This window comes from Streptomyces curacoi (assembly GCF_001513975.1).
Classification (GTDB): Bacteria; Actinomycetota; Actinomycetes; order Streptomycetales; family Streptomycetaceae; genus Streptomyces; species Streptomyces curacoi.
Genome location: NZ_KQ947984.1, coordinates 350,791 through 377,061 on the forward strand (window position 1 = coordinate 350,791; position 26,271 = coordinate 377,061).

Below are 26,271 nucleotides of genomic sequence, written 5' to 3' on the forward strand. Positions count from 1 at the left end.
TCTCGCTGATGCGGTTCCTCCTCGACGCCGAGCAGCGGGCGTTCGCCGCCTCGCTGGACGCGATGCTGACGGCGGCGGACACACCGTCGGCCGTGCGGGACTGGAGCCGGGGCGAGCATGCCGGGGGCCGTGCGCTGTGGTCCCGTATCGCCGAGGCCGGGGTGTTCGCGCTGGCGGTTCCCGAGGTGTACGAGGGGCTGGGCCCGCGGCCCGTCGAACTCGCCGTCGCCTTCGTGGAGCTGGGCCGCCATGCCGTGCCGGGGCCGCTGGTGGAGACGGTCACGGCGGCGGCACTGCTCGCCGGTCTGCCGGACCCCGGCCCGGCCAAGCGGCTCCTGCCGGCGCTGGCGACGGGCGAGGCGACGGCGACGCTGGCGTGGACCGCGCCGGACGCGCCGTCGACGCCGGCGTGTACGGCTGTGGGGGCGCCGCACTCGCCGCCCCCACAGCCGTACGCGTCACCGCCCTGCGCCCCGTCCGGCGGGCAGCCGTACGCCCTGGACGGCGACGTGGCCACCACCCGCCTCGCTCTCACCCCCGAGGGTCTGCGCCTGTCCCCCGGCCACGGCCCCGTGCGCCCCTCCCTGGACCCGGCCCGCCGCCTGACCCTCCTCCAGCCCGGCGGCGAACTGCTGAGCCCCGATCCGCCGACCGCGCAGGCCCTCGCCCACGCCCGTCTGGTCACGGCCGCGCAGGCGCTCGGCGTCGGCGAGGCCCTCCTCGGGAAGACCGTCGCCCACGTCAGGCGGCGCACCCAGTTCGGCGCCCCCATAGGGTCGTTCCAGGCCGTCAAGCACCGCCTGGCCGACGCGAGGATCGCCCTGGAGTTCGCCCGGCCCCTCCTCTTCGGCGCGGCGCTCACCATGGCTCCCGCGGATGTCGCCGCGGCCAAGGTCATCGCCTGCGAGGCCGCGTACGCGACCGCCCGTACCGCGCTCCAACTGCACGGCGCGATCGGCTACACGGCGGAGTACGAGCTGTCGCTGTGGCTGACCAAGGCCCGTGCGCTGCGCACCGCCTGGGGCAGCCCGCAGGCGTGCCGGGCCGAAGTCCTCGACGCGGGCCGCCTCAGTGGTGATCGCCGCTGGTGAGCTCGCGGTACTCCGCCTCCGTCGGCTTGGCGATCCGTGTGTGGGGCCCGAACATGGCCCGCGCCAGCCTGGCCCGCACCCGCTCGGACGGTCTGACCCGGCGGCGGACGCCGTGGGCGTCGACGAGCGGGCCGATCTCGTACGGCGGGTGCTGCTCGTGCTGGGTGAGGGTGAACAGCTGCGCCTGCGAGAGGGGCTCGTGGACCTCGATGTACTCGCCGTTCGGGAGCCGTTTGATGGCGCCCGTCTCCCGGCCGTGCAGCACCTTGTTCCGGTCCCGGCGCTGCAGCCCGAGACAGATGCGCTTGGTCACCATGAAGGTGACGACCGGCACGACGAAGACCGCGATCCGCACGAACCAGGTGATCACGTTGATGGACAGATGCAGATGCGTGGCCACGATGTCGTTGCCGCCGCCGATCAGCAGCACCGCGTACAGGCTCAGCCAGGCCGCGCCGAGGGCGGTGCGCACGGGCATGTTGCGCGGCCGGTCGAGGATGTGGTGCTCGCGTTTGTCGCCGGTGACCCACGCCTCCAGGAAGGGGTACACGCCGATCGCGAGAAGGATCAGCGGGAAGAGCGAGAAGGGAATGAAGACGCCCGGTTCCAGGGTGTGGCCCCAGGCGTTGATCTCCCATCCCGGCATCACCCGGATCAGCCCCTCGGAGAAGCCCAGGTACCAGTCGGGCTGGGCGCCCGTGGTCACCAGGTCCGGGCGGTAGGGCCCGAACGCCCACACCGGGTTGATGCTGGCGATGCCACCCATGATCGCCAGCACGCCGAAGACGAGGAAGAAGAAGCCGCCCGCCTTGGCCATGTACACCGGAAGGAAGGGCATGCCGACGACCGACTTCTCGTCGCGGCCGGGGCCCGGGAACTGCGTGTGCTTGTGGTAGAAGACCAGGATCAGATGGGCGGCCACCAGGCCGAGCATGATCCCGGGCAGCAGCAGGATGTGGATCGGGTACAGCCGCGCGATGAAGTCCTCACCGGGGAACTCTCCGCCGAAGAGGAAGAACGCCACGTACGTCCCGACGATCGGGATGGACAGGATCGCACCGTGGGCGAAGCGCAGGCCGGTGCCGGACAGCAGGTCGTCGGGGAGGGAGTAGCCGGTCAGACCGGTGATGATGCCGAGCATCAGCAGGGTCCAGCCGAACACCCAGTTGAGCTCGCGTGGCTTGCGGAAGGCGCCAGTGAAGAACACCCGCATCATGTGCACCATCATGCCGGTGATGAAGACCAGCGCCGCCCAGTGGTGGATCTGCCGCATGAGCAGCCCGCCGCGCACGTCGAAGCTGATGTCGAGCGTGGACTCGTAGGCCCTGGTCATCAGGACACCGTTGAGCGGCTCGTAGGAGCCGTTGTAGACGACCTCGTGGGTGCTCGGATCGAAGAACAGGGTGAGGTAGACGCCGGTGAGGATCAGGACGAGGAAGCTGTAGAGGGAGACCTCGCCCAGCATGAAGGACCAGTGGTCCGGGAAGACCTTGCGCATGTTGGCCTTGGCCACCGCGTAGATCCCGAGCCGGCCGTCGGCCCAGTCGGCGACCCTCTCGCCCTTGCCGGGAGCCTCCCTGCGCGCGGCTTTCGCCCTGTCGTTCCCCGCTCGTGCGCCGTCCATACGTCGTCGCCTCCCCGTCGGATCAACCACAGGGTTACATGGCCCCACCGGCTGAGCCAACGGGGCGAGCAGCCGGGTGAGCGGGCGCCGCGAGCCCCCGGCGTGGCCGGACCCGGCCCGCTGTCGGACGCCGCCGCGCCGGGTGCGCCGCTACCCCCGGACGATCCCCCGCGCCCGCGCCTCCCCCAGCCACTTCGGGAACTCGCCGACCAAGCGGTCGTACAACTCGCTGTCGGACACCTTCCGCGGCTCGGAACCGGCGTGGAAGAACCCGGCGTTGTCGACGACCCGCTTGTCGGGAACGGACAGCTCGTCGAGCTTGCGCAGGTACTCGAACTGTCTGCTTCCCGGGTCCCCGAACCCGATGAACTGCCAGAACAGCGGCAGCCGCGCCGCCTTGCACAGGTACCGTTCCGCGGCGAGCTTGTTGACGGGCCCGCCGTCGGTCTGGAACACGACCAGGGCGGGAGCCGTCGACCCGCTGTCCAGGTAGTGGTCGATGACGGCGTCCATGGCCAGGTGGTAGCTGGTCTTGCCCATGTGCCCGAGGCCGGCCACGATCCGCTCGATCCGCCCCCGGTGATCGGCCAGCGCGATGTCGGTCACGGCGTCGACGTCGGTGGAGAAGAACACCACCGGCACGGTCCCGTCGTCGTCGAAGTGCGCCGACAGCCCGAGCACCCGGTCGGCGAGCGCCTGCACGCTGCCGTCCTTGTAGTACGGCTTCATCGACCCGGAGTAGTCGACCACCAGGTAGACCGCTGCCCGCACCCCGTCCAGCCCGTGCTTGCGGAGCGACACCCCGGCGCTCTTGTACAAGCTGACCAGCGCGGGCGCGGCCTCCTCCACCTTGCTGAGACTGATCGCGGCCATACGGTCTCCCCCCTCGCGCATCTCACCGACTGTGAGGTTACGACACCTCCGGCCCCGCCTCCCCGTCCGTCCACAGGTGACCGCGCCGGCCCGGCAGGTGCGGGCGGGTCTCGGTCCGGGAAAGGCGACGGCGCCCGCCCATTCGTCCGGTCGGGGACAAGGGGCAGGCGCCGTCAGTGTTCCGTACGCCGTTGTACGGGACGTAGGTGAGTGACCGTCAGGTCACCGTTGTCGGACCGCTCAGACCATCAGCGCGCGGTCCGTCGGCCGGATCGGGGCCGGCAGGTCGCTGGCGCCGGTCAGGAAGCGGTCGACCCCGCGGGCGGCCGAGCGGCCCTCCGCGATCGCCCAGACGATGAGCGACTGGCCACGGCCCGCGTCACCGGCGACGAACACGCCCGGCACGTTGGTCTGGAAGTCGGCGTCGCGGGCGATGTTGCCGCGCTCGTCGAGGTCCAGGCCGAACTGGTCGACCAGGCCGTTCTCGCGGTCGGTGCCGGTGAAGCCCATCGCCAGCGTCACGAGCTGGGCGGGGATCTTGCGCTCGGTGCCCGGCTTCTGGGTCAGCTTGCCGTCGATGAACTCCACCTCGGTGAGGTGCAGCCACTGGACGTTGCCGTCCTCGTCGCCCTCGAAGTGGGTGGTGGAGACGGAGTAGACCCGCTCGCCGCCCTCCTCGTGGGCCGAGGTGACCTTGTAGAGCATCGGGAAGGTCGGCCACGGCTGGGAGACCGGGTTCCGCTCGTCGTTCGGGCGGGGCATGATCTCCAGCTGCGTCACCGAGGCCGCGCCCTGGCGGTGGGCGGTGCCCACGCAGTCGGCGCCGGTGTCGCCACCGCCGATGACGACGACGTGCTTGCCCTCGGCCGAGATCGGGGGCGCCACGAAGTCGCCCTCCTGGACCTTGTTGGCCAGCGGCAGGTACTCCATGGCCTGGTAGATGCCCTTGAGCTCGCGGCCGGGGACCGGGAGGTCACGGGCGGTCGTCGCGCCGACGGCCAGGACCACGGCGTCGTACCGCTTCTTCAGGTCGGTCGCCTTGAGGTCGCGGCCGATCTCGATGCCGGTACGGAAGCGGGTGCCCTCCGCGCGCATCTGCTCGATACGGCGGTTGATGTGCCGCTTCTCCATCTTGAACTCGGGGATGCCGTAGCGGAGGAGGCCCCCGACGCGGTCCGCGCGCTCGTAGACGGCGACGGTGTGACCGGCCCGGGTCAGCTGCTGGGCGGCGGCGAGACCCGCCGGGCCCGAGCCGATGACCGCGACCGTCTTGCCGGACAGGCGCTCCGGGATCTGCGGCGCGACATCGCCGCTGTCCCACGCCTTGTCGATGATCGAGACCTCGACGTTCTTGATGGTGACGGCCGGCTGGTTGATGCCGAGCACACACGCCGACTCACAGGGAGCGGGGCACAGACGGCCCGTGAACTCCGGGAAGTTGTTCGTCGCGTGCAGGCGCTCGGAGGCGGCCGCCCAGTCCTCGCGGTAGGCGTAGTCGTTCCACTCGGGGATCAGGTTCCCGAGCGGGCAGCCGTTGTGGCAGAACGGGATGCCGCAGTCCATGCACCGGCTGGCCTGCTTGCTGATGATCGGCAGCAGGGAGCCGGGGACGTAGACCTCGTTCCAGTCCTTGACGCGCTCACCGACGGGGCGGGACTTGGCGACCTCGCGACCGTGGTTCAAGAAGCCCTTCGGGTCAGCCATTGATCGCCGCCTCCATCATCTTCTCGTGGGTCTCGGTCTCGGAGAGACCGGCTCGCTCGGCGGCGTCCTTGGCGGCGAGCACTGCCTTGTACGTGCTGGGGATGATCTTGCTGAAGCGGTCCACGGCGGTGTCCCACTCGGCAAGCAGCTTCTCGGCGACCGTCGAGCCGGTCTCCTCCTGGTGGCGGCGCACGACGTCGTGCAGCCACTGCTTGTCGGCGTCGTCCAGGGCCTCGATGGCGCCCAGGTTGCCGACGTTGACGTTGTCGCGGTCCAGGTCGATGACGTACGCGACGCCGCCGGACATGCCGGCCGCGAAGTTGCGCCCCGTCTCGCCCAGGACCACCGCGTGACCGCCGGTCATGTACTCGCAGCCGTGGTCGCCCACGCCCTCGGAGACGACCAGCGCGCCGGAGTTGCGGACACAGAAGCGCTCACCGGTACGACCGCGCAGGAACAGCTCGCCGCCGGTCGCGCCGTACGCGATGGTGTTGCCCGCGATCGTCGAGTACTCGGCGAGGTGGTCGGCGCGCCGGTCCGGGCGGACGACGACACGGCCGCCGGAGAGGCCCTTGCCGACGTAGTCGTTGGCGTCGCCCTCCAGGCGCAGCGTGACACCGCGCGGGAGGAAGGCGCCGAAGGACTGGCCGGCGGAGCCGGTGAAGGTGATGTCGATGGTGTCGTCGGGCAGGCCCGCGCCACCGAACTTCTTCGTCACCTCGTGGCCGAGCATGGTGCCGACCGTGCGGTTGATGTTGCGGATGGCGACCTGGGCGCGCACCGGCTGGGCGTCGGTCGCGGAGTCCGCGGCGAGCGCGTCGGCGGCGAGCTTGATGAGCTCGTTGTCGAGCGCCTTCTCCAGGCCGTGGTCCTGCGCGATCAGCTGGTGGCGCACCGCGCCCTCGGGCAGCTCGGGCACGTGGAACAGCGGGGCCAGGTCCAGGCCCTGCGCCTTCCAGTGGTTCACCGCGCGGGTCACGTCGAGCGCCTCGGCGTGGCCGACGGCCTCCTCGATGGAGCGGAAGCCCAGCTCGGCGAGGAGCTCGCGGACCTCTTCGGCGATGAACTGGAAGAAGTTCACGACGTACTCGGCCTTGCCGGAGAACCGGTCGCGCAGCGTCGGGTTCTGGGTGGCGATGCCGACCGGGCAGGTGTCCAGGTGGCAGACGCGCATCATGACGCAGCCGGAGACGACGAGCGGCGCGGTCGCGAAACCGAACTCCTCGGCGCCGAGCAGCGCGGCGATGACGACGTCACGGCCGGTCTTCAGCTGGCCGTCGGTCTGCACGACGATGCGGTCGCGCAGGCCGTTGAGCAGCAGGGTCTGCTGGGTCTCGGCGAGGCCGAGCTCCCAGGGACCACCGGCGTGCTTCAGCGAGGTCAGCGGGGAGGCACCCGTACCGCCGTCGTGGCCGGAGATGAGCACGACGTCCGCGTGTGCCTTGGACACACCCGCGGCGACCGTGCCGACGCCGACCTCGGAGACCAGTTTGACGTGAATCCGCGCCTGCGGGTTCGCGTTCTTCAGGTCGTGGATCAGCTGGGCCAGGTCCTCGATGGAGTAGATGTCGTGGTGCGGCGGCGGGGAGATCAGACCGACACCCGGCGTCGAGTGACGGGTCTTGGCCACCCACGGGTAGACCTTGTGGCCGGGCAGCTGGCCGCCCTCGCCGGGCTTGGCGCCCTGGGCCATCTTGATCTGGATGTCGTCGGCGTTGACCAGGTACTCGGACGTGACACCGAAGCGGCCGGAGGCGACCTGCTTGATGGACGACCGGCGCGCCGGGTCGTACAGACGCTCCGCGTCCTCGCCGCCCTCACCGGTGTTGGACTTGCCGCCCAGCTGGTTCATGGCGATGGCGAGGGTCTCGTGCGCCTCCTTGGAGATGGAGCCGTACGACATGGCGCCCGTGGAGAAGCGCTTGACGATCTCGCTGGCCGGCTCGACCTCGTCGATGGAGATCGGCTTCCGGTCGGACTTGAAGCCGAAGAGCCCGCGGAGCGTCATGAGCCGCTCGGACTGCTCGTTCACGCGCTCGGTGTACTTCTTGAAGATGTCGTAGCGACCGGTGCGCGTGGAGTGCTGGAGGCGGAAGACCGTCTCCGGGTCGAACAGGTGCGGCTCGCCCTCGCGGCGCCACTGGTACTCGCCGCCTATCTCCAGCGCGCGGTGCGCGGGAGCGATGCCGGAGGCCGGGTAGGCCTTGGCGTGGCGGGCGGCGACCTCCTTGGCGATGACGTCGATGCCGACGCCGCCGATCTTGGTGGCCGTGCCGTTGAAGTACTTCTCGACGAAGGCCTCGTCGAGGCCGACGGCCTCGAAGACCTGGGCGCCGCGGTAGGAGGCGACGGTCGAGATGCCCATCTTGGACATGACCTTCAGCACGCCCTTGCCGAGGGCGTAGATCAGGTTCTTGATGGCCTGCTCGGGCTCCATGCCGTTCAGGAAGGTGCCCGCGCGCAGCAGGTCCTCGACGGACTCCATCGCCAGGTACGGGTTGACGGCGGCGGCGCCGTAGCCGATGAGCAGGGCGACGTGGTGTACCTCGCGGACGTCACCGGCCTCGACCAGCAGGCCCACGTGGGTGCGCTGCTTGGTGCGGATGAGGTGGTGGTGGACGGCCGCGGTGAGCAGCAGCGACGGGATCGGCGCGTGCTCGGCGTCGGAGTGGCGGTCCGACAGGACGATCAGGCGGGCGCCGTTCTCGATGGCGGCGTCGGCCTCGGCGCAGATCTCCTCGATGCGCGCGGCCAGGGCTTCGCCGCCGCCGTGCACCCGGTACAGACCGGAGAGGGTCGCGGCCTTGAAGCCGGGCATGTCGCCGTCGGCGTTGATGTGGATGAGCTTGGCCAGCTCGTCGTTGTCGATCACCGGGAAGGGCAGGGTGACCGAGCGGCAGGACGCGGCCGTCGGCTCCAGCAGGTTGCCCTGCGGGCCGAGGGAGCTCCTGAGCGAAGTGACGAGCTCCTCGCGGATGGCGTCCAGCGGCGGGTTGGTGACCTGCGCGAACAGCTGCGTGAAGTAGTCGAAGAGCAGACGCGGGCGCTCGCTCAGCGCGGCGATCGGCGAGTCGGTGCCCATGGAACCGATCGGCTCGGCGCCGGCCTTGGCCATCGGCGCGAGGATGACCCGCAGCTCCTCCTCGGTGTAGCCGAAGGTCTGCTGGCGGCGGGTGACCGAGGCGTGGGTGTGCACGATGTGCTCACGCTCGGGCAGGTCGGACAGCTCGATCTCGCCGGCCTCCAGCCACTCCGCGTACGGCGCCTCGGCGGCGAGCTGGGCCTTGATCTCGTCGTCCTCGATGATGCGGTGCTCGGCGGTGTCGACGAGGAACATACGGCCGGGCTGCAGACGGCCCTTGCGGACGACCTTCGAGGGGTCGATGTCGAGGACGCCGACCTCGGAGCCGAGGACGACGAGGCCCTCGTCGGTGACCCAGTAGCGGCCGGGGCGCAGACCGTTGCGGTCGAGCACGGCGCCGACCTGGGTGCCGTCGGTGAAGGTGACACAGGCCGGGCCGTCCCAGGGCTCCATCATCGTGGCGTGGAACTGGTAGAAGGCGCGGCGGGCCGGGGCCATGGAGTCGTGGTTCTCCCACGCCTCCGGGATCATCATCAGCACGGAGTGCGGCAGGGAACGGCCGCCGAGGTGGAGCAGCTCCAGCACCTCGTCGAAGGAGGCGGAGTCGGAGGCGTCCGGCGTGCAGACCGGGAAGATCCGCTCCAGCTTCTCCTGCGGGCCGAACAGGTCGGAGACCAGCTGCGACTCGCGGGCGACCATCCAGTTGCGGTTGCCCTTGACGGTGTTGATCTCACCGTTGTGCGCGACGAAGCGGTACGGGTGCGCGAGCGGCCACGACGGGAAGGTGTTCGTGGAGAACCGGGAGTGCACGAGCGCGATCGCGGAGGCGAACCGGCGGTCGGACAGGTCCGGGAAGAAGGGCTCCAGCTGACCGGTGGTCAGCATGCCCTTGTAGACAATCGTGCGGGCCGACAGCGACGGGAAGTAGACACCGGCCTCGCGCTCGGCGCGCTTGCGCAGCACGAAGGCCTTGCGGTCGAGGGCGATGCCCTTGCTGGCGCCGTCCGTCACGAAGATCTGACGGAAGGCGGGCATGGTCGACCGGGCGGTGGCACCCAGCAGCTCGGGCGCGACGGGGACTTCGCGCCAGCCGAGGACGGTCAGGCCCTCGTCGGCCGCGATCGTCTCGATCTGCGAGACGGCGTCCTCGGTCCCCTCCTCCGGCAGGAAGGCGATACCGACGGCGTAAGCACCGGCCTCGGGCAGTTCGAATCCGGCCACCTCACGGAGGAAGGCGTCCGGCACCTGGGAGAGGATGCCCGCGCCGTCACCGGAGTCCGGCTCGGAGCCGGTGGCGCCGCGGTGTTCGAGGTTGCGCAGAACGGTCAGCGCCTGCTCGACCAGCGTGTGGCTCGCCTCGCCGGTGAGGGTCGCCACGAAGCCGACGCCACAGGCGTCGTGCTCGTTGCGGGGGTCGTACATACCCTGCGCAGCAGGGCGAGCATCCATGAACGACCAGTTCTGGCCATTCGCGGAGTGCTGGGACGGCTGGCGCGGCGTACGCATCGGCTCTCCCGTCGTCGTCATGTGGCATATACAAGGTGCCGAGGGACGACGTTGGCCCTCTGCGTGATCGCAAAATTTCGTGCAGGTTACATGATGGAACGGTTCTCGGGAACCGGGATACTCCGTTCCAACATGCGGACGCCACGGCTTACGGCGGGGGTCCCGCGCACATGGCTTGAAGTATGTGGGGACCGAGCGGGACAGGTCTATGTCCGTCGATCCGAGGTGACGGAGGGGGCGTCGTCGCCCACCCCGCGAGTGCGCCGCAGGCGTCATTGCCCACAGCGCTTACGGCTCATGCCCGGTGGTTAAGCACTCGAAACCAGCGAGTAACGGCTACTTATGCGGCCCAACGCATAAGTTCCAGCCGAACTATCCTACGGCCGTTCCGAACAAGCTGCCCAGGGCGTACGTCACACCGGCCGCGGCACCACCGAGCGCGAGCTGACGCAGCCCGCTGAACCACCAGGTCCGCGCCGTCACCTTGGCCACGACCGCACCGCACAGGAACAGCCCGAGCAGCGCGAGCAGTACGGCCGGCCACAGCGCGGTCGCCCCGAGCAGATACGGCAGTACGGGCAGCAGGGCGCCCAGCGCGAAGGACCCGAACGACGACACCGCCGCGACCAGGGGCGACGGCAGATCGCCGGGGTCGATGCCGAGCTCCTCGCGGGCATGGATCTCCAGGGCCAGCTCGGGATCGCGGGAGAGCTGCTCGGCCACGGCACGGGCGAGCTTCGGCTCCACGCCCCGGCTCTCATAGAGGGCCGCGAGCTCGGCCTGCTCGTCCTTCGGGTGCTTTCTCAGCTCGCGACGCTCGACCTCCAGCTCGGCCTCGACGAGCTCGCGCTGCGAGGCGACGGAGGTGTACTCACCGGCGGCCATGGAGAAGGCACCGGCGGCGAGCCCGGCGAGCCCGCTCAGCACGACGGTCTGATGACTGACCGACCCGCCCGCGACACCGGTCATCAGGGCGAGGTTCGAGACCAGGCCGTCCATCGCACCGAAGACCGCGGGGCGCAGCCAGCCGCCGTTCACATCCCGGTGCGTGTGGTTGTCGCGGTGCGCCTCATGCAGCGCCGCCTCGGTCTCGATGATGGCCATGAAGTCCCCCTGGGAGCTTAGGAAAGGCTGCCTTTAGACAATTTCTACTCTTGGACAACACCCAATCTATGCCGGGAAATTCCCTCCCGCCAGCAAGGAAAGGCTGCGCTAACCTGCGCTTTTACCTAGAACGCTCATTCGTAGCCCTCACCGCTCAGATGCCGACCGGGTGACACTGAGGCCTCCGAGGCTCAGGTCAACCGCCGACGGTGGGACACATCCGCAAAGGGCTCCGCGCCCTGGGCGGAGCCCCCGGAGGAGAGGCCGCGCATGCCATCGATCGCCCGCATCCCCTCGGTCCCGGCGCCCGGGGACGCCGCCGAACTCCGCGAACGGGCACGCGGCGCGCTGCTGGGCCTCGCGGTCGGTGACGCGCTGGGCGCCCCGGCGGAGAACATGAAGCCCTCCGAGATCCGCGCCCGCTGGGGCCGCATCACGGGATTCGTCACCGAGAGCCCGGCCGGCACGGACGACACCGAGTACGCGATCTTCTCGGGCCTCCTCCTCGCCCGCCACGGCTCGGCCCTCACCCCGGCCCATGTGGAGACGGCCTGGCACGAGTGGATCGCGGACCGCGCGGAAGGCCCCTTCCGGGGCGCGGGCTTCAGCGAACGCGGCACGCTGGAGAACCTCCGCCGGGGGCTGGCGGCCCCCATCTCGGCCCAGCACCGCCACGCCTGGAGCGACGGACTCGCCATGCGGGCGGCCCCCTTCGGGGTCTTCGCGGCGGGCCGCCCGGCGGAGGCCGCCCGCCTGGTGGCGATCGACGGCTCGGTGAGCCACGACGGTGAGGGCATCTACGGCGGCCAGGCGGTGGCGGCCGGTGTCGCGGCGGCGATGGCGGGCGCCCCCACGATCGCCGTGGTCGCCTCGGCCCTGGCGGTCGTTCCCGACGACTCCTGGACGGCCCGCTCCCTGCGCCGCGCCGTGGCGGTGGCCCACCGCGGCGAACGCGCGGTCCGCTCGGCGGTGGTCATCGGCGGCTACCCCTGGACCGACCTGGCCCCCGAGGCCGTGGCGCTGGCCTTCGGCGCCTACGCGGCGGCGGACGGCGACTTCGTCCAGGCCGTACTGACGGCCGTGAACATGGGCCGGGACGCGGATACGACGGCGGCGGTGGCGGGAGCGCTGGCGGGTGCGACGCAGGGGGCGTCGGCGATCCCCACGGAGTGGGCGTCGGCGATCGGCCCGGCGCGCGGCAGCTGCCTGCCGTCGATGGCCGGGCACCACGTACTGGAGGTGGCGGAGTTGCTGGTGCCGGAGGAGGGCGGGAAATGGGGGGCGGGGGGACTCGTACCGGGTGAGGCTCCGGCACCGCGCGAGGGAGTACGACGATGAGACCGCCCACGCCGTGGGACGAGGGCACGCCGACGGCGGCACCCCCGGACGCCGATCCCATGCCCCTCACACAGCCGAACGAACCCGCACCCGCCGACGGCGAAAACACCCCACCAGGCCCACCCGCACCCGACAACAACGAACACACCCCACCCACTCCCCACCACAAAGCCGCACCCGCCGACGGCGAGAACACCCCACCAGGCCCACCCGCACCCGCCGACGGCGAGAACACCCCACTGGGGCCACCCGCACCCGACGACGAAAGTCGCACGGGTGGTGCGGGTGGGAAACAACCGGCCGAAGGCGAAGCCGAGGCCGGACAACGCGTCCTGGGCCTCCTGCTCGGCCTGGCCGCAGGCGACGCCGCCGGCTGGCCCGCCGCCCGCCACCGAGCCGCCCGCATGCCCGACTGGACCCGCCGCCTCACCCGCGAACTCGACACCTTCGCCGAACACAACGCGACCACCACCCTCCCCGTCCCCATCGCGCTCAACCAACCCCCCGAGCCCCTCCGCCTGGGCCCCTCCGACGACGCGGAATGGGCGGCCTTCGCCGCGGAGGCCGTACTCCGCGCCGGCGACGACTCCGCCCTCGGCGACCTGAGCCGAGAACGCCGCACCCGAGCCGCGATCGACCTGACCTGGACCGCCGTGGCCGACGAAGTCGCCGCCGCGGCGGACCGCGCCCCCGAGGTCGAGTCGGCGATCCTCCCCCTGCGCGCCCGCATCTCCGTCCGGGCCGGTCTCGGCAACCTCGCCACCGGCCTGCGCCCGCCCGCCACCGGCCACGACAACCCGCACTACTTCGACGACGCGGCCTGCGTACGGGCCTGCGTCCTGGCCGTCGCCCACCCGGGCGACCCCCGGGGCGCCGCCGACCTCGCCGAGTTCGACGCCCGCTACACCCAGGACGGCGACGGCGTCCACGGCGCGCGGGCGATGGCGGCGGCGATCGCGCTGGCCCTGACCGGCGTGAACACCGAGGCCTGTGTGGCGGCGGCACTCGCCGAGCTCCCGGAGGAGACGGAGATCGGCCGCAACGCCCGCCACGCGCTGCAGCTCGCCCGGGACGCCGACAGCGCCTTCGCCCTGATCCCCCTCCTCGAACACCAGATCGTCGACCACGTCTACAGCTACGGCATCGCCGCGGCGGAAACGGTCCCGGTCGCCCTGGCCCTCGCGGTCGCGGCGGACGGCCGTATCGCCGAGGCGGTCCCCGCCGCCGCGTGCCTGTCCCGGGTCGCGGACTCGGCGCCGGCCCTGGTGGGCGCACTGACGGGCGCACTGGGCGGCGGCGCGTCGATCCCGGCGACCTGGCGCGACACCTGCCGGACCCTCTCCGGCTGCGTACTCCCCCGGCTCACCGGCACGGACCTGGTGGAACTCGCCGAACTCCTGGAAGCCACGCAACCGGCCCGACCAGAGGGATGATTCGGGCATGACGCCCAATGGAGAAGAAAGCAGTGGGCCGCGTCTCGACGAGCGGATCACCGGCGCCCTGGTCGGCGCGGCGGTCGGCGACGCCCTCGGCGGCCCGGTGGAGGGCTACTCCCCCGACCAGATCCTCGAACGCCACGGCGGCCGCGTCCACGGCATCGTCGGCCCCTGGAACGGCGACGCCTGGCGCACGGCCCGCCCCCTCGCGCCGTACCACAAGGGCGACGGGCACGTCACCGACGACACCTTGATGACGCACGCCCTGGTCCGCGTCTACGCGACGGTCCGCGACCACCTCGACGCGTACGCGATCGCCGACCACCTGGTCCCGGACCTGATGACGAACCCGCGCTGGATCCCGGAGCTGGAGACGGCGGCGCTCCCGCTCCAGCGGATCTTCCTGGCGGAGAAATGGCTGGTGGCGAGGCTCCACTACGGCCATGTGGACCCCCGCGAGGCGGGCGTCGGCAACATCGTCAACTGCGGTGCGGCGATGTACATGGCCCCGGTCGGCCTGGTCAACGCGGCCGATCCGAGGGCCGCGTACGCCGAGGCGCTGGACATCGCGGGCGCCCACCAGTCCTCGTACGGCCGTGAGGCGGCGGGCGTCTTCGCGGCGGCGGTGGCGGCGGCGTGCGCCCCCGGAGCGACACCGGACTCGGTCGTCTCGGCCTGCCTGTCGCTGGCGAAGGACGGCACGCGGGCGGCGATCGAGAAGGTCTGCGCAGCGGCGAGCGGCCACACGGACTTCGAGTCGGCGCTGGGGCCGCTGCGGGCGGCGGTCACCCCGTACGACACGGTGGGCCCCGACTACCGACAGCCTTCCCTGGGCGCCCGCCGCCCCTCCCGCCTGCACGCGATCGAGGAACTCCCCGTCGCGCTGGGCATGGTGGTGGTCGCGAACGGCGACTACCGGCAGGCCGTCCTGGGGGCGGTGAACTACGGCCGCGACTGCGACTCCATCGCGACGATGGCGGGCGCCCTGGCCGGCGCCCTGGGCTCACCGGTCCCGGAGGACTGGGCGAAGACGGTCGCGGAGGCCAGCCGCCTGGACCTGTGGGAACCGCCCCGCACCCTGACAGAGGTCACGCGGGAGATCCACGCCCGTGACGTACGCCGCCGCCGGGCGCACGAGGCGGCGTTCACCGCACTGGAGGGCCGAGAATGCTCCGACTGACCTGGGTCCAGCCGGAGGACCTCCTGGGCCACGAACTCCGCCAAGCGGCCCTGGACGGCCGGGAGCCGTCGAGGATCGCGGAGCGGTGGCGGGCAGCGGGGGGAAGTGAGGCACCGCCGCGGGCGGGGGCGTCACCGGAACCGGCGTCACGCTATCTGCGCCAACTGGCAGAGGACCTGCTGGACGAACTGGCGGACCTGCCCAGCGTCTTGAAGGACGTCGAGCCGACGGACCTGGAGAAGATCAAGGCCGTGTGCCCGAACTGGCCCTCACCACCTGCGGGCAGGGGAGCCGCACAGCCTGCCCGCCACGAAGCCGCCTGGCTGGGCCGAGCGGTCGGCTGCCTCCTCGGCAAACCCGTCGAAAAGCTCCCCCTCGAAGCCATCCGCCAACTGGCCGAAGCAACCGGCAACTGGCCCCTGAACACGTACTTCACAGCAAAGGGAGTCCCCGCGGACCTCCTCACCGCCCACCCCTGGAACCGCCGCTCGGCCGGCACCTCCCTCGCCGAGAACATCGACGGCATGCCCGAGGACGACGACCTCAACTACCCCCTCCTCAACCTCCTCCTGCTCAGGCGCCACGGCAAAGCCTTCACCACCACCGACGTGGCCCGCCTCTGGCTGGACGAACTCCCGCCCGGCCGCACCTTCACCGCCGAACGCATCGCCCACCGCAACCTCCTCCTCGGCATCGAACCCCCGCACACGGCCCGCCACCGCAACCCCTTCCGCGAATGGATCGGCGCCCTCATCCGTGCGGACGTCCACGGCTGGACCAACCCCGGCGACCCGGCCGCCGCCGCCGAACAGGCCCACCGGGACGCCACCCTCACCCACACCGCCAACGGCGTCTACGCGGCGATGTTCACGGCGGCAGTCATCGCGCGGGCAGCGACAGGGACAGGCCCTGACGCCATCCACACCTGCCTGCGCACCGGCCTGAAGGTGATCCCCCCGCACTCCCGGCTGTCCCACGCCGTCCGCCACGCCATCCAACTCGCGGGGACCCACGAGGACTTCGACACGGTCGTCGACGAACTCCACGCCACCTACTCCCCCGCCCACCACTGGGTCCACGCCATCCCCAACACCGCCCTGATCACCGCCGCCCTCACCCACGCGAACGGCGACTTCACCGGCTCCGTCTGCCGTGCGGTCTCGGGCGGTTGGGACACCGACTCCAACGGCGCGACCGCGGGCAGCGTCGCCGCCCTCCTCGCCGGCGCCCCGACCGCCCTCCCGGACCGCTGGACGGCCCCCCTCAAGAACCGCCTCGCCACCTCCGTCGCCGACTTCAACGGCACCGGCTTCGACACGCTGGCCCGGCTCACCCAGGAACTGACCCACGGACCCGACCACTTGGAGGCCACTCGCCCATGACCGACATCGTCGTGCTCGGCAGCACGAACATGGACCTCGTCACCTACGTCGAAAAGGCCCCCCAGCGCGGCGAGACCGTGACGGGACGGGAGTTCCGTACGATCCCGGGCGGCAAGGGCGCCAACCAGGCGATCGCGGCGGCCCGCGCGGGCGGCGACGTCTCGATGATCGGCGCGGTCGGCAACGACGCCTTCGGCACCCGGCTGCGCTCCACCCTCGAACACTCCGGCGTGGACACCGACGACCTCCGCACGGTCGAGGGCCCTTCCGGCACCGCGCACATCGTCGTGGACGACGAGGGCGGCAACGCGATCGTCGTGATCCCCGGCGCGAACGGCACCCTCGACCACCTGAGTCCCGGTGACGAGGGCGTCATCGCCTCCGCCGACCTCCTGCTGCTCCAGCTGGAGATCCCGCTGCCCGCGGTCGTCGCCGGCGCCCAGGCGGCCCGCCGCCACGGCGTCCGTACGGTCCTCACCCCCTCCCCCGCCCAGCCGCTCCCGGACGAACTGCTCATCGCCGTCGACCTGTTGGTCCCCAACGAGCACGAGGCCACCACCCTCACCGGCCGCACCGACCCCCGCGAGGCGGCCATCGGGCTGCTCGACCTGGTGCCCGAGGTGGTCGTCACCCTGGGCGCGGCCGGCAGCCTGTACGTGGCCCGCGGCGCCGATCCCGTGACCGTCCCCGCCCCGAAGGTGGCCCCCGTCGACACCACCGGCGCGGGCGACACCTTCGTCGGCGCCCTCGCGGTGGCACGCGGCGAAGGGCGCCCGATGCGGGAGGCGCTGGCCTGGGCGGCGGCAGCGGCCGCGCTGTCGGTCCAGCGGGAGGGCGCCTCGGCGTCGATGCCGTACCGCCCCGAGATCGAGGCACGGTACGCCTCATGAGCACGCCCGGAACCCAGCCCGGCACCACGCCCGGCACCCAGCCCCACACCGCACCCGGCACCCAGCCCCGCACCTCGCCCGGCACCCAGCCCAGCACCGCACCCGGCACCCCACCCCGTCCCACCGCCCCCCTCACCGGCCTGCGCGTGCTCGACCTGGCCACCCTCTTCGCCGGCCCCCTCGCCGCGACGATGCTCGGCGACTTCGGCGCGGAGGTCATCAAGGTCGAGCACCCCGAGAAACCGGACCCCTCCCGCGGCCACGGCCCGTCGAAGGACGGCGTGGGCCTGTGGTGGAAGGTCCTCGGCCGCAACAAGCGCACCCTCACCCTGAACCTCTCCAGACCGGGCGGCCGAGCCGCCCTCCTCAAGCTGGCCGCGACCGCGGACGTCGTCATCGAGAACTTCCGCCCGGGCACCCTGGAGAAATGGGACCTGGGCTGGGCGGAACTCTCCGCCGCCAACCCCCGCCTGATCCTGGCCCGCGTCACCGGCTTCGGCCAGTTCGGCCCGTACGCCCACCGCCCCGGCTTCGGCACCCTCGCCGAGGCGATGAGCGGCTTCGCCGCGCTCACCGGCGAACCGGACGCGCCCCCGACGCTCCCGCCCTTCGGCCTGGCCGACTCGATCGCGGGCCTGGCGACCGCGTACGCGGTGCTGACGGCACTGGCCGCCCGCGACCGCACCGGCGAGGGCCAGGTCGTCGACATGGCCCTGATCGAGCCGATGCTGATGGCGATCGGCCCCCTGCCGACCTGGTACGACCAGCTCGGCTATGTGCAGGAGCGCACCGGCAACCGCTCCGCCAACAACGCCCCGCGCAACACCTACCGCACCGCGGACGGCACCTGGGTCGCCGTCTCCACCTCCGCCCAGTCGATCGCCGAGCGCGTGATGCGCCTCGTGGGACGCCCCGACCTGATCGACGAACCGTGGTTCGCGACGGGCGCCGAGCGGGCCCGCCACGCCGACGTCCTCGACCGGGCGGTCGGCGACTGGATCGCCCGCCACACCCGCGCCGACGTGCTCGCGGCCTTCGAGAAGGCGGAGGCGGCGGTGGCCCCGATCCAGGACGTGCGGGACGTGATGACGGACCCCCAGTACGCGGCACTGGGCACGATCACCACCGTCGACGACCCCGAGCTGGGCCCGCTGCGCATGCAGAACGTCCTCTTCCGCCTCTCCGCCACCCCCGGCACGATCCGCTGGGCAGGCCGCCCGCACGGCGCGGACACCGAAGAGATCCTCGACGAGCTGGGCCTGACCCCGGCCGAACGGGCCGCCCTGCGCGAGGAGGGCGCCCTGTGACGAGCCCGGCTACGACCGCCCCCTACCCCCTGACCTGGCTGTACGCCCCGGGCGACCGCCCCCGTGTGGTGGCCAAGGCCCTGGCGTCGGGCGCCGACATCGTCATCGTGGACCTGGAGGACGCGGTGGTCCCGCACCGCAAGGACTACGCCCGTGCGGCCACGGCCGACCTGCTCTCCGAACCGGAGCACCCCGTCCCCGTCCATGTCCGGGTGAACGCCCTGGGCTCCCCACCGGCGGCGAAGGACCTGGAGGCACTGGCCGCCCGCCCCGGCCTGTCCGGCCTCCGCCTTCCGAAGGTGACCTCCGCCGAGCAGATCATCCACCTCGCTCAGACCACCCCGCCCACCGCCCCGGGGACCCTCCCCCTGCACGCCCTCCTGGAATCGGCCCTGGGCATCGAGCGCGCGCACGCGATCGCCTCCGCCCACCCCTCGCTCCACGGCATCTCCCTCGGCGAGGCGGACCTACGCGCCGACCTCGGCGTACGAGGCGACGCGGGCCTCGACTGGTCTCGCTCCCGCGTCGTCGTGGCCGCGCGGGCGGCGGGCCTGCCCCCGCCCTCGCAGTCGATCCATCCGGACATCCGCGACCTGGAGGGCCTGGTGGCGTCCTGCGCCCACGGCCGCACCTTGGGATTCCTGGGCCGGGCGGCCATCCACCCCCGCCAGCTCCCGGTGATCGAACGGGCCTATCTCCCCACCCAGGAGGAGCTGGAACAAGCGGAGACGATCATCAAGGCGGCGGCGACGGGAGACGGCGCCCAGGCCTTGCAGGACGGAACCTTCATCGACGCGGCGGTGGTGGCAGCGGCGCACAGGACCCTGTCCCTGGCCCGCCGGCGCTGACCCTCACACAACGGAGGGCGCCCGGCCAGTGCCGAGCGCCCTCATCGTCGTAGAACCAAGCCTCAGGTCTTCTTCGTCGGCTCCGCCTCGCCCTTGACGTCGTCCTTCACGTCGTCCTTCACGTCGGCCTCGGCCTCAGCGGCGTCGGAGGCCTTGGCGTCACCGGAAGCCTCGTCCGCACCGTCGGGTTCGTCACCGGAGGCGCCCGGCTCGACCACGGGTTCCCTGCCCGGCCGCTTCTTCGCCGACACCACGATGTACGCCACCGCGAGCAGGAACACGATCAGCGCGGTCCAGTTGTTCAGCCGCAGGCCCAGGATGTGGTGGGCGTCGTCGACCCGCATGTACTCGACCCAGAACCGGCCCACGCAGTACGCGGCGACGTACAGCGCGAACGCCCGCCCGTGCCCCAGCTTGAAGCGGCGGTCGGCCCAGATGACCAGCAGCGCGACGCCGATGCACCACAGCGACTCGTACAGGAACGTCGGGTGGTAGGTGCCCGGCACCCGCCCGTCCGCGGAGGACGTGATCTCCAGGGCCCACGGGACGTCCGTCCGCCGCCCGTACAGCTCCTGGTTGAACCAGTTGCCCCAGCGCCCGATGGCCTGCGCGAAGGCGATTCCGGGTGCGACGGCGTCGGCGTACGCCGGCATCGGGATGCCGCGGCGCCGGCAGCCGATCCAGGCGCCCAGCGCGCCCAGCGCGATCGCGCCCCAGATACCGAGGCCGCCCTCCCAGATCTTGAAGGCGTCCACCCAGTCACGGCCCTCGCTGAAGTACAGCTCGTAGTCCGTGATCACGTGGTAGAGCCGACCGCCGACCAAGCCGAACGGCACGGCCCAGACCGCGATGTCGGCCACCGTGCCGGCCCGCCCGCCCCGGGCGATCCAGCGTTTGTTGCCGAGCCAGACGGCTACGAAGACACCGAGGATGATGCAGAAGGCGTAGCCGCGCAGCGGAATGGGACCGAGGTAGATCACCCCGCGCGACGGGCTGGGAATGTAGGCAAGTTCCATGGCAAGGTCGACGCTACCCTGCCGGGCGGCGCCGATGGCAGGCGGCCCGGCTACGGGTCCATAACGGGCAGCAACGGGCAGCGCCTTCATGAGGCCCTGCCCTGCGCAGTTCATCCCTTGGCGGCCGCCTCCACCATCTGCTTCAGCTTCGCCGGCGTCATCGTCTGGTCCTGGTAGATGTTCTTGTCGTTCAGCAGCACCGTCGGAGTGCCGCTGAAGCCGCCCTTCTGGAACGCCTTGTTGGACTTGTCGACCCAGCTGTTGTGGGTGCCGTCCTCGACGCACTTGCGGAAGGCGGGCGTGTCCAGGCCGTCGACCTTGGCCGCGAGCTCCAGGAGCTTGCTGTTCTTGGCGAAGGCGTCCTCGATCTCGGGCGGCTGGTTCCGGTACAGCACGTCGTGGTACGGCACGAACTTTCCGACGTCCTGGGCGCAGGCCGCGGCGTTGGCCGCGTTGCGGGAGCCGGTGCCGCCCATGTTGCCGTCGATGATCGTCGCCAGGTGGTACTGGACCTTGAGCTTGCCGGAGTCCGTCAGCTCGTGGATCGTCGAGCGGTAGGCGTCCTCGAAGGACTTGCAGGCCGGGCAGCGGAAGTCCTCCCAGACGGTGAGCGTCGACTTGGCGCTCTCCTTGCCCACCGGGATCGCGAGTCCGTCCTTGCCCTGCGCCCCCGAAGGCCCCACCACGGGTCCCGACGACTCACTGCCGTCGTCCATGCCGGCGTTCGCCGCGACGACTCCGACCACCGCCGCGAGTCCCAGCACGCAGACGACGCTCGCGCCCACGATCAGCGCACGGCGCCGCTTGTCCGCGGCCTTCTGCCGCTCACGCTCGACCGCCAGCCGCTCCCGGGCGGTCCGCTTTCCCTCACGATTCTTTTCGCTCACACCCGCAGAACGAACCGGGGAGGCGCACCGCGCCTCCCCGGTCACAGGTCCACCCGTTCGAGCGACTCGTACGGAAGGACCTTCTTCTGAAGATGTCCCCTACCGCTCCTACGCCTGCCCGCGCACGCCCTTCGCCAGCTCACCGGCGAGCGTGCGCACGGCCTCGACACCGGCCGGGTGGTCCGGCGCGTCCAGCATCCGCTTGACGAAGGCCGAGCCGACGATCACGCCGTCGGCGAAGCCGGCGACCTCGGCGGCCTGCTCGGCGTTGGACACGCCGAGCCCGACGCAGACGGGCAGCTCGGTGCCGGTGGCGCGGGTGCGCTCGACCAGGTCCTGGGCCTGCGCGCCCACGGACTCACGGGTGCCCGTGACGCCCATCAGCGAGGCGGCGTAGACGAAGCCGCTGCCCGCTGCGGTGATTCGCGCGAGCCGCTCGTCCTTGCTGCTGGGCGCCACGACGAAGACCGTCGCGAGCCCGTGCTTCTCGGCGTGCTCCCTCCAGAGCTGCGACTCCTGCACGGGCAGGTCGGGCAGGATGCACCCCGCGCCGCCCGCCTCGGCCAGCTCGGCGGTGAAGCGCTCGACGCCGTAGCGGTCGATGGGGTTCCAGTACGTCATGACGAGGACCGGCTTCCCGGTGGCCTCGTAGGCCTCGCGGACCGTACGCATGACATCGGCGATCTTGACCCCGCCCCGCAGGGCGATGTCGTCGGCGGTCTGGATGACGGGGCCGTCGAGGACGGGGTCGCTGTGCGGCAGACCCACCTCCACGACATCGGCGCCCCCGTCGAGCACGGCCTTGATCGCCTCGATGCCGCCATCCACGGTCGGGAACCCGGCCGGGAGGTAGGCGATGAGGGCGGAGCGGCCCTCGGCCTTGGCACCGGCGAGGGTGTCCGTCAACAGCTGGATGTTGCCGCTCACTTGGCGTCCCCCTCGATCTCCGCGACATCGGCTGCGTTGGCGGCGACTTCGGCATCGGTGTCGTACAGGCCGAAGTAGCGCGCGGCGGTGTCCATGTCCTTGTCGCCGCGCCCGGACAGGTTGACCACGATCAACCCGTCCTTGCCCAGTTCCTTGCCGACATCGAGGGCGCCCGCGAGGGCGTGGGCGCTCTCGATGGCCGGGATGATGCCCTCCGTCCGCGACAGCAGGCGCAGTGCCTGCATCGCGGCGTCGTCGGTGATCGCGCGGTACTCGCCGCGGCCGCTGTCCTTGAGGTAGGAGTGCTCGGGGCCGATGCCGGGGTAGTCCAGACCGGCCGAGATCGAGTACGGCTCGGTGATCTGGCCCTCCTCGTCCTGCAGGACGTAGGAGCGGGAGCCGTGCAGGATGCCGGGCTCGCCGGCGGTCAGGGTGGCCGCGTGCTCGCCCGTCTCGACGCCGTGCCCGGCGGGTTCGCAGCCGATGAGGCGTACGTCCGTGTCGGGGATGAAGGCGTGGAAGAGGCCGATGGCGTTGGAGCCGCCGCCGACGCAGGCGATGGCGGCGTCGGGGAGGCGTCCGGCGCGCTCCAGGAGCTGGCGGCGCGCTTCGACACCGATGACGCGGTGGAAGTCGCGGACCATGGCGGGGAAGGGGTGCGGTCCGGCGACGGTGCCGAAGAGGTAGTGCGTGTGGTCGACGTTGGCGACCCAGTCGCGGAAGGCCTCGTTGATGGCGTCCTTCAGCGTGCGGCTGCCCGACTTCACGGCGATGACCTCGGCGCCGAGCATGCGCATACGAGCCACGTTGAGGGCCTGGCGCTGGGTGTCGATCTCGCCCATGTAGATCGTGCACTCCAGGCCGAACAGCGCGCAGGCGGTGGCCGTCGCGACGCCGTGCTGCCCGGCGCCGGTCTCGGCGATGACGCGGGTCTTGCCCATGCGCTTGGTGAGCAGGGCCTGGCCGAGCACGTTGTTGATCTTGTGGGAGCCGGTGTGGTTGAGGTCCTCGCGCTTGAGGAACACCCGGCAGCCTCCGGCGTGCTCGGCGAAACGAGGCACCTCGGTGAGGGAGCTGGGGCGGCCGGTGTAGTGGACCAGCAGGTCGTCGAGCTCTCGGGCGAACTCGGGGTCGTGCTTGGCCTTGTCGTACTCGACGGCCACCTCGTCGACGGCGGCGACGAGCGCCTCCGGGATGAACTTGCCGCCGAAGGCGCCGAAGTAGCCTTCGGCGCTCGGGACCTGACCCTCGGGGTCAGGGATGAAGAACTCGCTGGGCATGCGAAAACCTCACGGTGAGATTGTGGAAAGACACTCATCGCCGTGGGGGCGGGGCTTGTCAGGCGGCCGCGGGCCGTCCATGGTTGCTCGCGCAGTTCCCCGCGCCCCCAAAGGGGCGCTGCCATCGACGGCCGTTCACCTGGCCGGGCTCGTCTCCGATGACGTACCGCACTCGTCGACCATGCACCCTGCGCGCGGGCGCGCGGCAGCCCCGGGGCCGGCAGCCGCGCGCGAGGCGGGCGTACGGGTCCCGAGTCGTCAGGGTGATCGGGAGGGTCATCGCCGCTCAGCTTACCGGGTGATCAGCCTCTGCCGTGCCGCAATGCGGGGTGCTCGCCCGCTGCCACCAGGTCGGAGACGGCGGACTTCGGGTCCTTGCCGGTGACCAGGGACTCGCCGACCAGGACCGCGTCGGCTCCGGCGTTGGCGTACGCGATGAGGTCGTGGGGGCCGCGGATGCCGGACTCGGCGATCTTGACGATGCCGTCCGGGATCTCCGGGGCGACCCGCTCGAACGTGGAGCGGTCGACCTCCAGGGTCTTGAGGTTGCGCGCGTTGACGCCGATCACCTTGGCGCCGGCGTCCACCGCGCGCTCGACCTCGTCCTCGTCGTGCACCTCGACGAGGGGCGTGAGGCCGATGGACACCGCGCGCTCGATGAGGGACTCCAGGGCCGGCTGGTCGAGGGCCGCGACGATCAGCAGGGCGAGGTCGGCGCCGTACGCCCGGGCCTCCCACAGCTGGTACGACGTGACGATGAAGTCCTTGCGCAGGACTGGGATGTCCACGCGGGCGCGGACGGCCTCCAGGTCGGCCAGCGAGCCGCCGAAGCGGCGCTGTTCGGTGAGGACGGAGATGACGGCCGCGCCGCCCGCCTCGTAGTCGGCGGCGAGCCCGGCCGGGTCGGCGATCGCGGCCAGCGCGCCCTTGGAGGGGCTGGAGCGCTTGACCTCGCAGATGACCTTGACGCCGTCGCCCTTCAGCGCGGCCACCCCGTCCTTGGCCGCGGGAGCCTTGGCCGCGCGCTCCTTGAGCTCGTCGAGGCTGACGCGCGCCTGCCGCTCCGCGAGGTCGGCACGGACTCCGTCGATGATCTCGTCGAGCACACTCACGCGAGCGGCCCCCTTCCAGACGGCTGGTTATGAAAGCGGTACGAAAACCTATGGTCACTGCGATGGTATCCGGAGGAGGGCGTAGGCCTCGCATCCGGTTGACGCCGGTCCCACTACCTGGACGTTCCGCAGTTGATCAAGGGTGGAGCCAGCCACCGAACGGCAGGTTCCGGACAACGGTGAAGTCCAGCACCAACGCCCCGGCGGCCCACAGCTGCGCCGGCCCGAGATCCACCCGCAGCGGCCGTCCGCGCACCGCACGGACCACCCAGACGGTCCACAGCACGGCGAAGAGCACATAGCCGACGACGGCCACCGCGTTGTCCTGGAGTGCCGCCAGGAAGTCGCCGTGGACGACGGCGTGCGCACTGCGCAGTCCGCCGCAGCCCGGGCAGTAGAGGCCGGTGTGCTGCAGGAGCGGGCAGGGGGGGTAGTGGCCGGGCTCGTTCGGGTCCACCGCCCCCACGTACGCGAAGGCGCCGGCGACGGCCGCGAGGACGCCTGCCGGAAGGACCAGCCGGCCCGGCACGGCGCCGGGCTGCGTGGTCCTGGTGCTGTCGGCGTTCACGTCCCGCATTGTGCCCCGTACGCGCGTGAGGGGCGTCCCCTGGCAGCCATCGGTGCCGGGTCGCCCCTCAGCGAAGTACGCGTCGTCTCAGCTCTTGGTGCTCGCCGTCTCGCGCTCCTGCGTCGTGAGCAGCGCCTTGTGCGCGTCCTTCGGCTGGCCCATGCCCATGGCGCTCATGATCCAGCCGACGATGCCGCCGAGGACCACGACGCCCATGCCGCCCCAGAAGCCCGCGGGCTGGTCCATCACCATGAAGGCGCCCGCCACGCAGAAACCGATGAAGGCGATCGTGACACCGGTCCAGGCGGCCGGGGTGTGACCGTGGCTGCTGCCCGCCATTGCTTGCTCCTCGTTGCTGTGTACGTGTTGTACGTGGGTGAGCCGGACGCTCGCTGTCATTGTCCCGCACGCGTGAGCATGCGGTGATCGGGGGTAGCCCTCACGAGTCGACGCCGAGGCCACGCCCAGGAGGGGCGCGCTATGCCCCCGTCGGGTCCTCGCCCCGGTCGAGGGCCTTCCAGAGTTCCTCGGGCCGGTCGGGGTCGGCGGCCGGGGCCTTGCGGCGCGGCCCGGAGACGCCGCCGCGCTCGTAGCGGCCGGACATGCCGGGCCACAGCCGGCCGTAGCGCAGGGCCAGCAGTCCGGCGAGCAGGATCAGGACGCCGCCGACGGCCGCGACATACGGCCAGGCCGTATGGGTGAGGGCGTGGACGGTGGCCGAGGTGTCACCGGAGGCCCGGGCGGCCTTCTCGTCGAGCGCGGAGCTGTCGGAGGCGCCGAGCAGGGCCGCGGCGACCGTGCCGGCGCCGGAGAGCGCGAGCAGGCCGGCGACGACGAAGCGGCCGGCCCGACGGACGGCGAAGACGGCGACGAGGGCGGCGAGCCCCACTATGGCCAGGGCCGCGGGGACGCCCGTGACGTCGCTGCCCCTGGCGGTGAGGGGGAACGGGCCGCCGGCCACCGTCGCGGTGCCCTCCGACCAGCGCTGCCGGGTGGCGAGCAGCGCGACGGCCGCGCCGAGCGCACCGCACAGCAGCGCGAGGGCGAGACTCATACGGCCGGCCCGGGCGGAACCGGGGGCTTCGGAACGGGGGTGAGGTGCAGCAGTCACGACTC

Annotated in this window: 22 protein-coding genes; 8 read left to right on the forward strand and 14 right to left on the reverse strand. The window is 71.6% G+C overall.

Annotation, left to right across the window (positions count from 1 at the left end; genetic code table 11):
• The first annotated feature begins 8 nt into the window (after positions 1–8).
• On the forward strand, positions 9–1,091 hold the full coding sequence (locus tag AQI70_RS01580; protein ID WP_062142958.1) for an acyl-CoA dehydrogenase family protein: 1,083 nt from the start codon (positions 9–11) through the stop codon (positions 1,089–1,091).
• Here AQI70_RS01580 and qcrB read toward each other — a convergent pair.
• The 5 genes from qcrB to AQI70_RS01605 all read right to left on the reverse strand — a co-directional run bounded on the left by qcrB (position 1,069) and on the right by AQI70_RS01605 (position 10,984).
• Positions 1,069–2,715 carry a cytochrome bc1 complex cytochrome b subunit gene (qcrB, locus tag AQI70_RS01585; protein WP_062142961.1) on the reverse strand — a complete coding sequence of 549 codons (1,647 nt, stop codon included), beginning with the start codon at positions 2,713–2,715 and terminating at the stop codon, positions 1,069–1,071. The two genes, AQI70_RS01580 and qcrB, sit on opposite strands and share 23 nt — an antisense overlap.
• A 150-nt stretch (positions 2,716–2,865) precedes the next feature.
• Positions 2,866–3,588 carry a vWA domain-containing protein gene (locus tag AQI70_RS01590; RefSeq protein ID WP_062142964.1) on the reverse strand — a complete coding sequence of 241 codons (723 nt, stop codon included), beginning with the start codon at positions 3,586–3,588 and terminating at the stop codon, positions 2,866–2,868.
• A gap of 240 nt (positions 3,589–3,828) precedes the next feature.
• Complete coding sequence (locus tag AQI70_RS01595) at positions 3,829–5,292, reverse strand: glutamate synthase subunit beta (RefSeq protein WP_062142968.1); 1,464 nt, start codon at positions 5,290–5,292, stop codon at positions 3,829–3,831.
• Positions 5,285–9,880, reverse strand: a complete 4,596-nt coding sequence (gltB, locus tag AQI70_RS01600) for a glutamate synthase large subunit (protein ID WP_208607290.1) — start codon at positions 9,878–9,880, stop codon at positions 5,285–5,287. The genes AQI70_RS01595 and gltB overlap by 8 nt, the downstream gene beginning before the upstream one ends.
• 372 nt (positions 9,881–10,252) lie before the next feature.
• Positions 10,253–10,984, reverse strand: a complete 732-nt coding sequence (locus tag AQI70_RS01605; protein WP_062142973.1) for a VIT1/CCC1 transporter family protein — start codon at positions 10,982–10,984, stop codon at positions 10,253–10,255.
• Positions 10,985–11,254: 270 nt separating this feature from the next.
• On the opposite strand from AQI70_RS01605, the gene AQI70_RS01610 reads away from it, so the two are divergent.
• Genes AQI70_RS01610 through AQI70_RS01640 form a run of 7 tightly spaced genes read left to right on the forward strand, consistent with a single transcriptional unit; the run spans position 11,255 to position 19,365 of the window.
• Positions 11,255–12,322 carry an ADP-ribosylglycohydrolase family protein gene (locus AQI70_RS01610; RefSeq protein ID WP_062142976.1) on the forward strand — a complete coding sequence of 356 codons (1,068 nt, stop codon included), beginning with the start codon at positions 11,255–11,257 and terminating at the stop codon, positions 12,320–12,322.
• Positions 12,319–13,755: an ADP-ribosylglycohydrolase family protein gene (locus tag AQI70_RS01615; protein WP_079051104.1), complete on the forward strand. Its 1,437-nt coding sequence runs from the start codon at positions 12,319–12,321 to the stop codon at positions 13,753–13,755. Before AQI70_RS01610 ends, AQI70_RS01615 begins: the two co-directional genes overlap by 4 nt.
• Before the next feature lie 7 nt (positions 13,756–13,762).
• Entirely contained in the window at positions 13,763–14,938 is a 1,176-nt protein-coding gene (locus AQI70_RS01620) for an ADP-ribosylglycohydrolase family protein (RefSeq protein ID WP_062142981.1), read from the forward strand.
• Positions 14,926–16,320: an ADP-ribosylglycohydrolase family protein gene (locus tag AQI70_RS01625; protein WP_062142984.1), complete on the forward strand. Its 1,395-nt coding sequence runs from the start codon at positions 14,926–14,928 to the stop codon at positions 16,318–16,320. The genes AQI70_RS01620 and AQI70_RS01625 overlap by 13 nt, the downstream gene beginning before the upstream one ends.
• Positions 16,317–17,210, forward strand: a complete 894-nt coding sequence (rbsK, locus tag AQI70_RS01630; protein WP_062142987.1) for a ribokinase — start codon at positions 16,317–16,319, stop codon at positions 17,208–17,210. The genes AQI70_RS01625 and rbsK overlap by 4 nt, the downstream gene beginning before the upstream one ends.
• Complete coding sequence (locus AQI70_RS01635; protein WP_244181429.1) at positions 17,207–18,517, forward strand: CaiB/BaiF CoA transferase family protein; 1,311 nt, start codon at positions 17,207–17,209, stop codon at positions 18,515–18,517. The genes rbsK and AQI70_RS01635 overlap by 4 nt, the downstream gene beginning before the upstream one ends.
• A complete protein-coding gene (locus tag AQI70_RS01640; RefSeq protein WP_062142990.1) occupies positions 18,514–19,365 on the forward strand; it encodes an HpcH/HpaI aldolase/citrate lyase family protein in 852 nt (283 codons plus the stop codon). The genes AQI70_RS01635 and AQI70_RS01640 overlap by 4 nt, the downstream gene beginning before the upstream one ends.
• 62 nt (positions 19,366–19,427) lie before the next feature.
• Here AQI70_RS01640 and lgt read toward each other — a convergent pair whose 3' ends face one another.
• From lgt to AQI70_RS01680, 9 genes are all read right to left on the reverse strand, one after another.
• Positions 19,428–20,381 (reverse strand): prolipoprotein diacylglyceryl transferase, encoded by a 954-nt coding sequence (gene lgt, locus AQI70_RS01645; protein ID WP_062142993.1) that lies wholly within the window; start codon positions 20,379–20,381, stop codon positions 19,428–19,430.
• Positions 20,382–20,491: 110 nt separating this feature from the next.
• Positions 20,492–21,268 (reverse strand): DsbA family protein, encoded by a 777-nt coding sequence (locus tag AQI70_RS01650; protein ID WP_062142997.1) that lies wholly within the window; start codon positions 21,266–21,268, stop codon positions 20,492–20,494.
• A 108-nt stretch (positions 21,269–21,376) separates the two neighbouring features.
• Complete coding sequence (gene trpA, locus AQI70_RS01655) at positions 21,377–22,195, reverse strand: tryptophan synthase subunit alpha (protein WP_062143000.1); 819 nt, start codon at positions 22,193–22,195, stop codon at positions 21,377–21,379.
• Positions 22,192–23,475, reverse strand: coding sequence for a tryptophan synthase subunit beta (gene trpB / locus AQI70_RS01660; protein ID WP_062143004.1), 1,284 nt, complete (start codon positions 23,473–23,475; stop codon positions 22,192–22,194). The genes trpA and trpB overlap by 4 nt, the downstream gene beginning before the upstream one ends.
• Positions 23,476–23,533: 58 nt before the next feature.
• The gene (gene trpM, locus AQI70_RS40855) at positions 23,534–23,755 is read right to left on the reverse strand and encodes a tryptophan biosynthesis modulator TrpM (RefSeq protein ID WP_079051105.1); all 222 of its coding nucleotides are present in this window, start codon (positions 23,753–23,755) and stop codon (positions 23,534–23,536) included.
• A 22-nt stretch (positions 23,756–23,777) separates the two neighbouring features.
• A complete protein-coding gene (trpC, locus tag AQI70_RS01665; protein WP_062143007.1) occupies positions 23,778–24,587 on the reverse strand; it encodes an indole-3-glycerol phosphate synthase TrpC in 810 nt (269 codons plus the stop codon).
• Positions 24,588–24,723: 136 nt separating this feature from the next.
• On the reverse strand, positions 24,724–25,164 hold the full coding sequence (locus AQI70_RS01670) for a DUF2752 domain-containing protein (RefSeq protein ID WP_062143009.1): 441 nt from the start codon (positions 25,162–25,164) through the stop codon (positions 24,724–24,726).
• A 78-nt stretch (positions 25,165–25,242) separates the two neighbouring features.
• The gene (locus tag AQI70_RS01675; RefSeq protein WP_062143012.1) at positions 25,243–25,494 is read right to left on the reverse strand and encodes an HGxxPAAW family protein; all 252 of its coding nucleotides are present in this window, start codon (positions 25,492–25,494) and stop codon (positions 25,243–25,245) included.
• A gap of 139 nt (positions 25,495–25,633) precedes the next feature.
• Positions 25,634–26,209 carry a TIGR02234 family membrane protein gene (locus AQI70_RS01680; RefSeq protein ID WP_244181460.1) on the reverse strand — a complete coding sequence of 192 codons (576 nt, stop codon included), beginning with the start codon at positions 26,207–26,209 and terminating at the stop codon, positions 25,634–25,636.
• Between the last annotated feature and the right edge of the window lie 62 nt (positions 26,210–26,271).

Excerpts from the sequence above, each read along its gene's own strand:
- gltB (WP_208607290.1), bottom strand. The coding sequence starts at position 9,880 with ATGCGTACGCCGCGCCAGCCGTCCCAGCACTCCGCGAATGGCCAGAAC.
- rbsK (WP_062142987.1), top strand. The coding sequence starts at position 16,317 with ATGACCGACATCGTCGTGCTCGGCAGCACGAACATGGACCTCGTCACC.
- AQI70_RS01595 (WP_062142968.1), bottom strand. The coding sequence starts at position 5,292 with ATGGCTGACCCGAAGGGCTTCTTGAACCACGGTCGCGAGGTCGCCAAG.
- AQI70_RS01580 (WP_062142958.1), top strand. The coding sequence starts at position 9 with ATGCGGTTCCTCCTCGACGCCGAGCAGCGGGCGTTCGCCGCCTCGCTG.
- AQI70_RS01670 (WP_062143009.1), bottom strand. The coding sequence starts at position 25,164 with ATGCGGGACGTGAACGCCGACAGCACCAGGACCACGCAGCCCGGCGCC.
- AQI70_RS01675 (WP_062143012.1), bottom strand. The coding sequence starts at position 25,494 with ATGGCGGGCAGCAGCCACGGTCACACCCCGGCCGCCTGGACCGGTGTC.
- AQI70_RS01590 (WP_062142964.1), bottom strand. The coding sequence starts at position 3,588 with ATGGCCGCGATCAGTCTCAGCAAGGTGGAGGAGGCCGCGCCCGCGCTG.
- AQI70_RS01605 (WP_062142973.1), bottom strand. The coding sequence starts at position 10,984 with ATGGCCATCATCGAGACCGAGGCGGCGCTGCATGAGGCGCACCGCGAC.
- AQI70_RS01615 (WP_079051104.1), top strand. The coding sequence starts at position 12,319 with ATGAGACCGCCCACGCCGTGGGACGAGGGCACGCCGACGGCGGCACCC.
- trpB (WP_062143004.1), bottom strand. The coding sequence starts at position 23,475 with ATGCCCAGCGAGTTCTTCATCCCTGACCCCGAGGGTCAGGTCCCGAGC.
- AQI70_RS01635 (WP_244181429.1), top strand. The coding sequence starts at position 17,207 with ATGAGCACGCCCGGAACCCAGCCCGGCACCACGCCCGGCACCCAGCCC.
- qcrB (WP_062142961.1), bottom strand. The coding sequence starts at position 2,715 with ATGGACGGCGCACGAGCGGGGAACGACAGGGCGAAAGCCGCGCGCAGG.
- AQI70_RS01625 (WP_062142984.1), top strand. The coding sequence starts at position 14,926 with ATGCTCCGACTGACCTGGGTCCAGCCGGAGGACCTCCTGGGCCACGAA.
- AQI70_RS01620 (WP_062142981.1), top strand. The coding sequence starts at position 13,763 with ATGACGCCCAATGGAGAAGAAAGCAGTGGGCCGCGTCTCGACGAGCGG.
- AQI70_RS01680 (WP_244181460.1), bottom strand. The coding sequence starts at position 26,209 with ATGAGTCTCGCCCTCGCGCTGCTGTGCGGTGCGCTCGGCGCGGCCGTC.
- trpM (WP_079051105.1), bottom strand. The coding sequence starts at position 23,755 with ATGACCCTCCCGATCACCCTGACGACTCGGGACCCGTACGCCCGCCTC.
- lgt (WP_062142993.1), bottom strand. The coding sequence starts at position 20,381 with ATGGAACTTGCCTACATTCCCAGCCCGTCGCGCGGGGTGATCTACCTC.
- AQI70_RS01610 (WP_062142976.1), top strand. The coding sequence starts at position 11,255 with ATGCCATCGATCGCCCGCATCCCCTCGGTCCCGGCGCCCGGGGACGCC.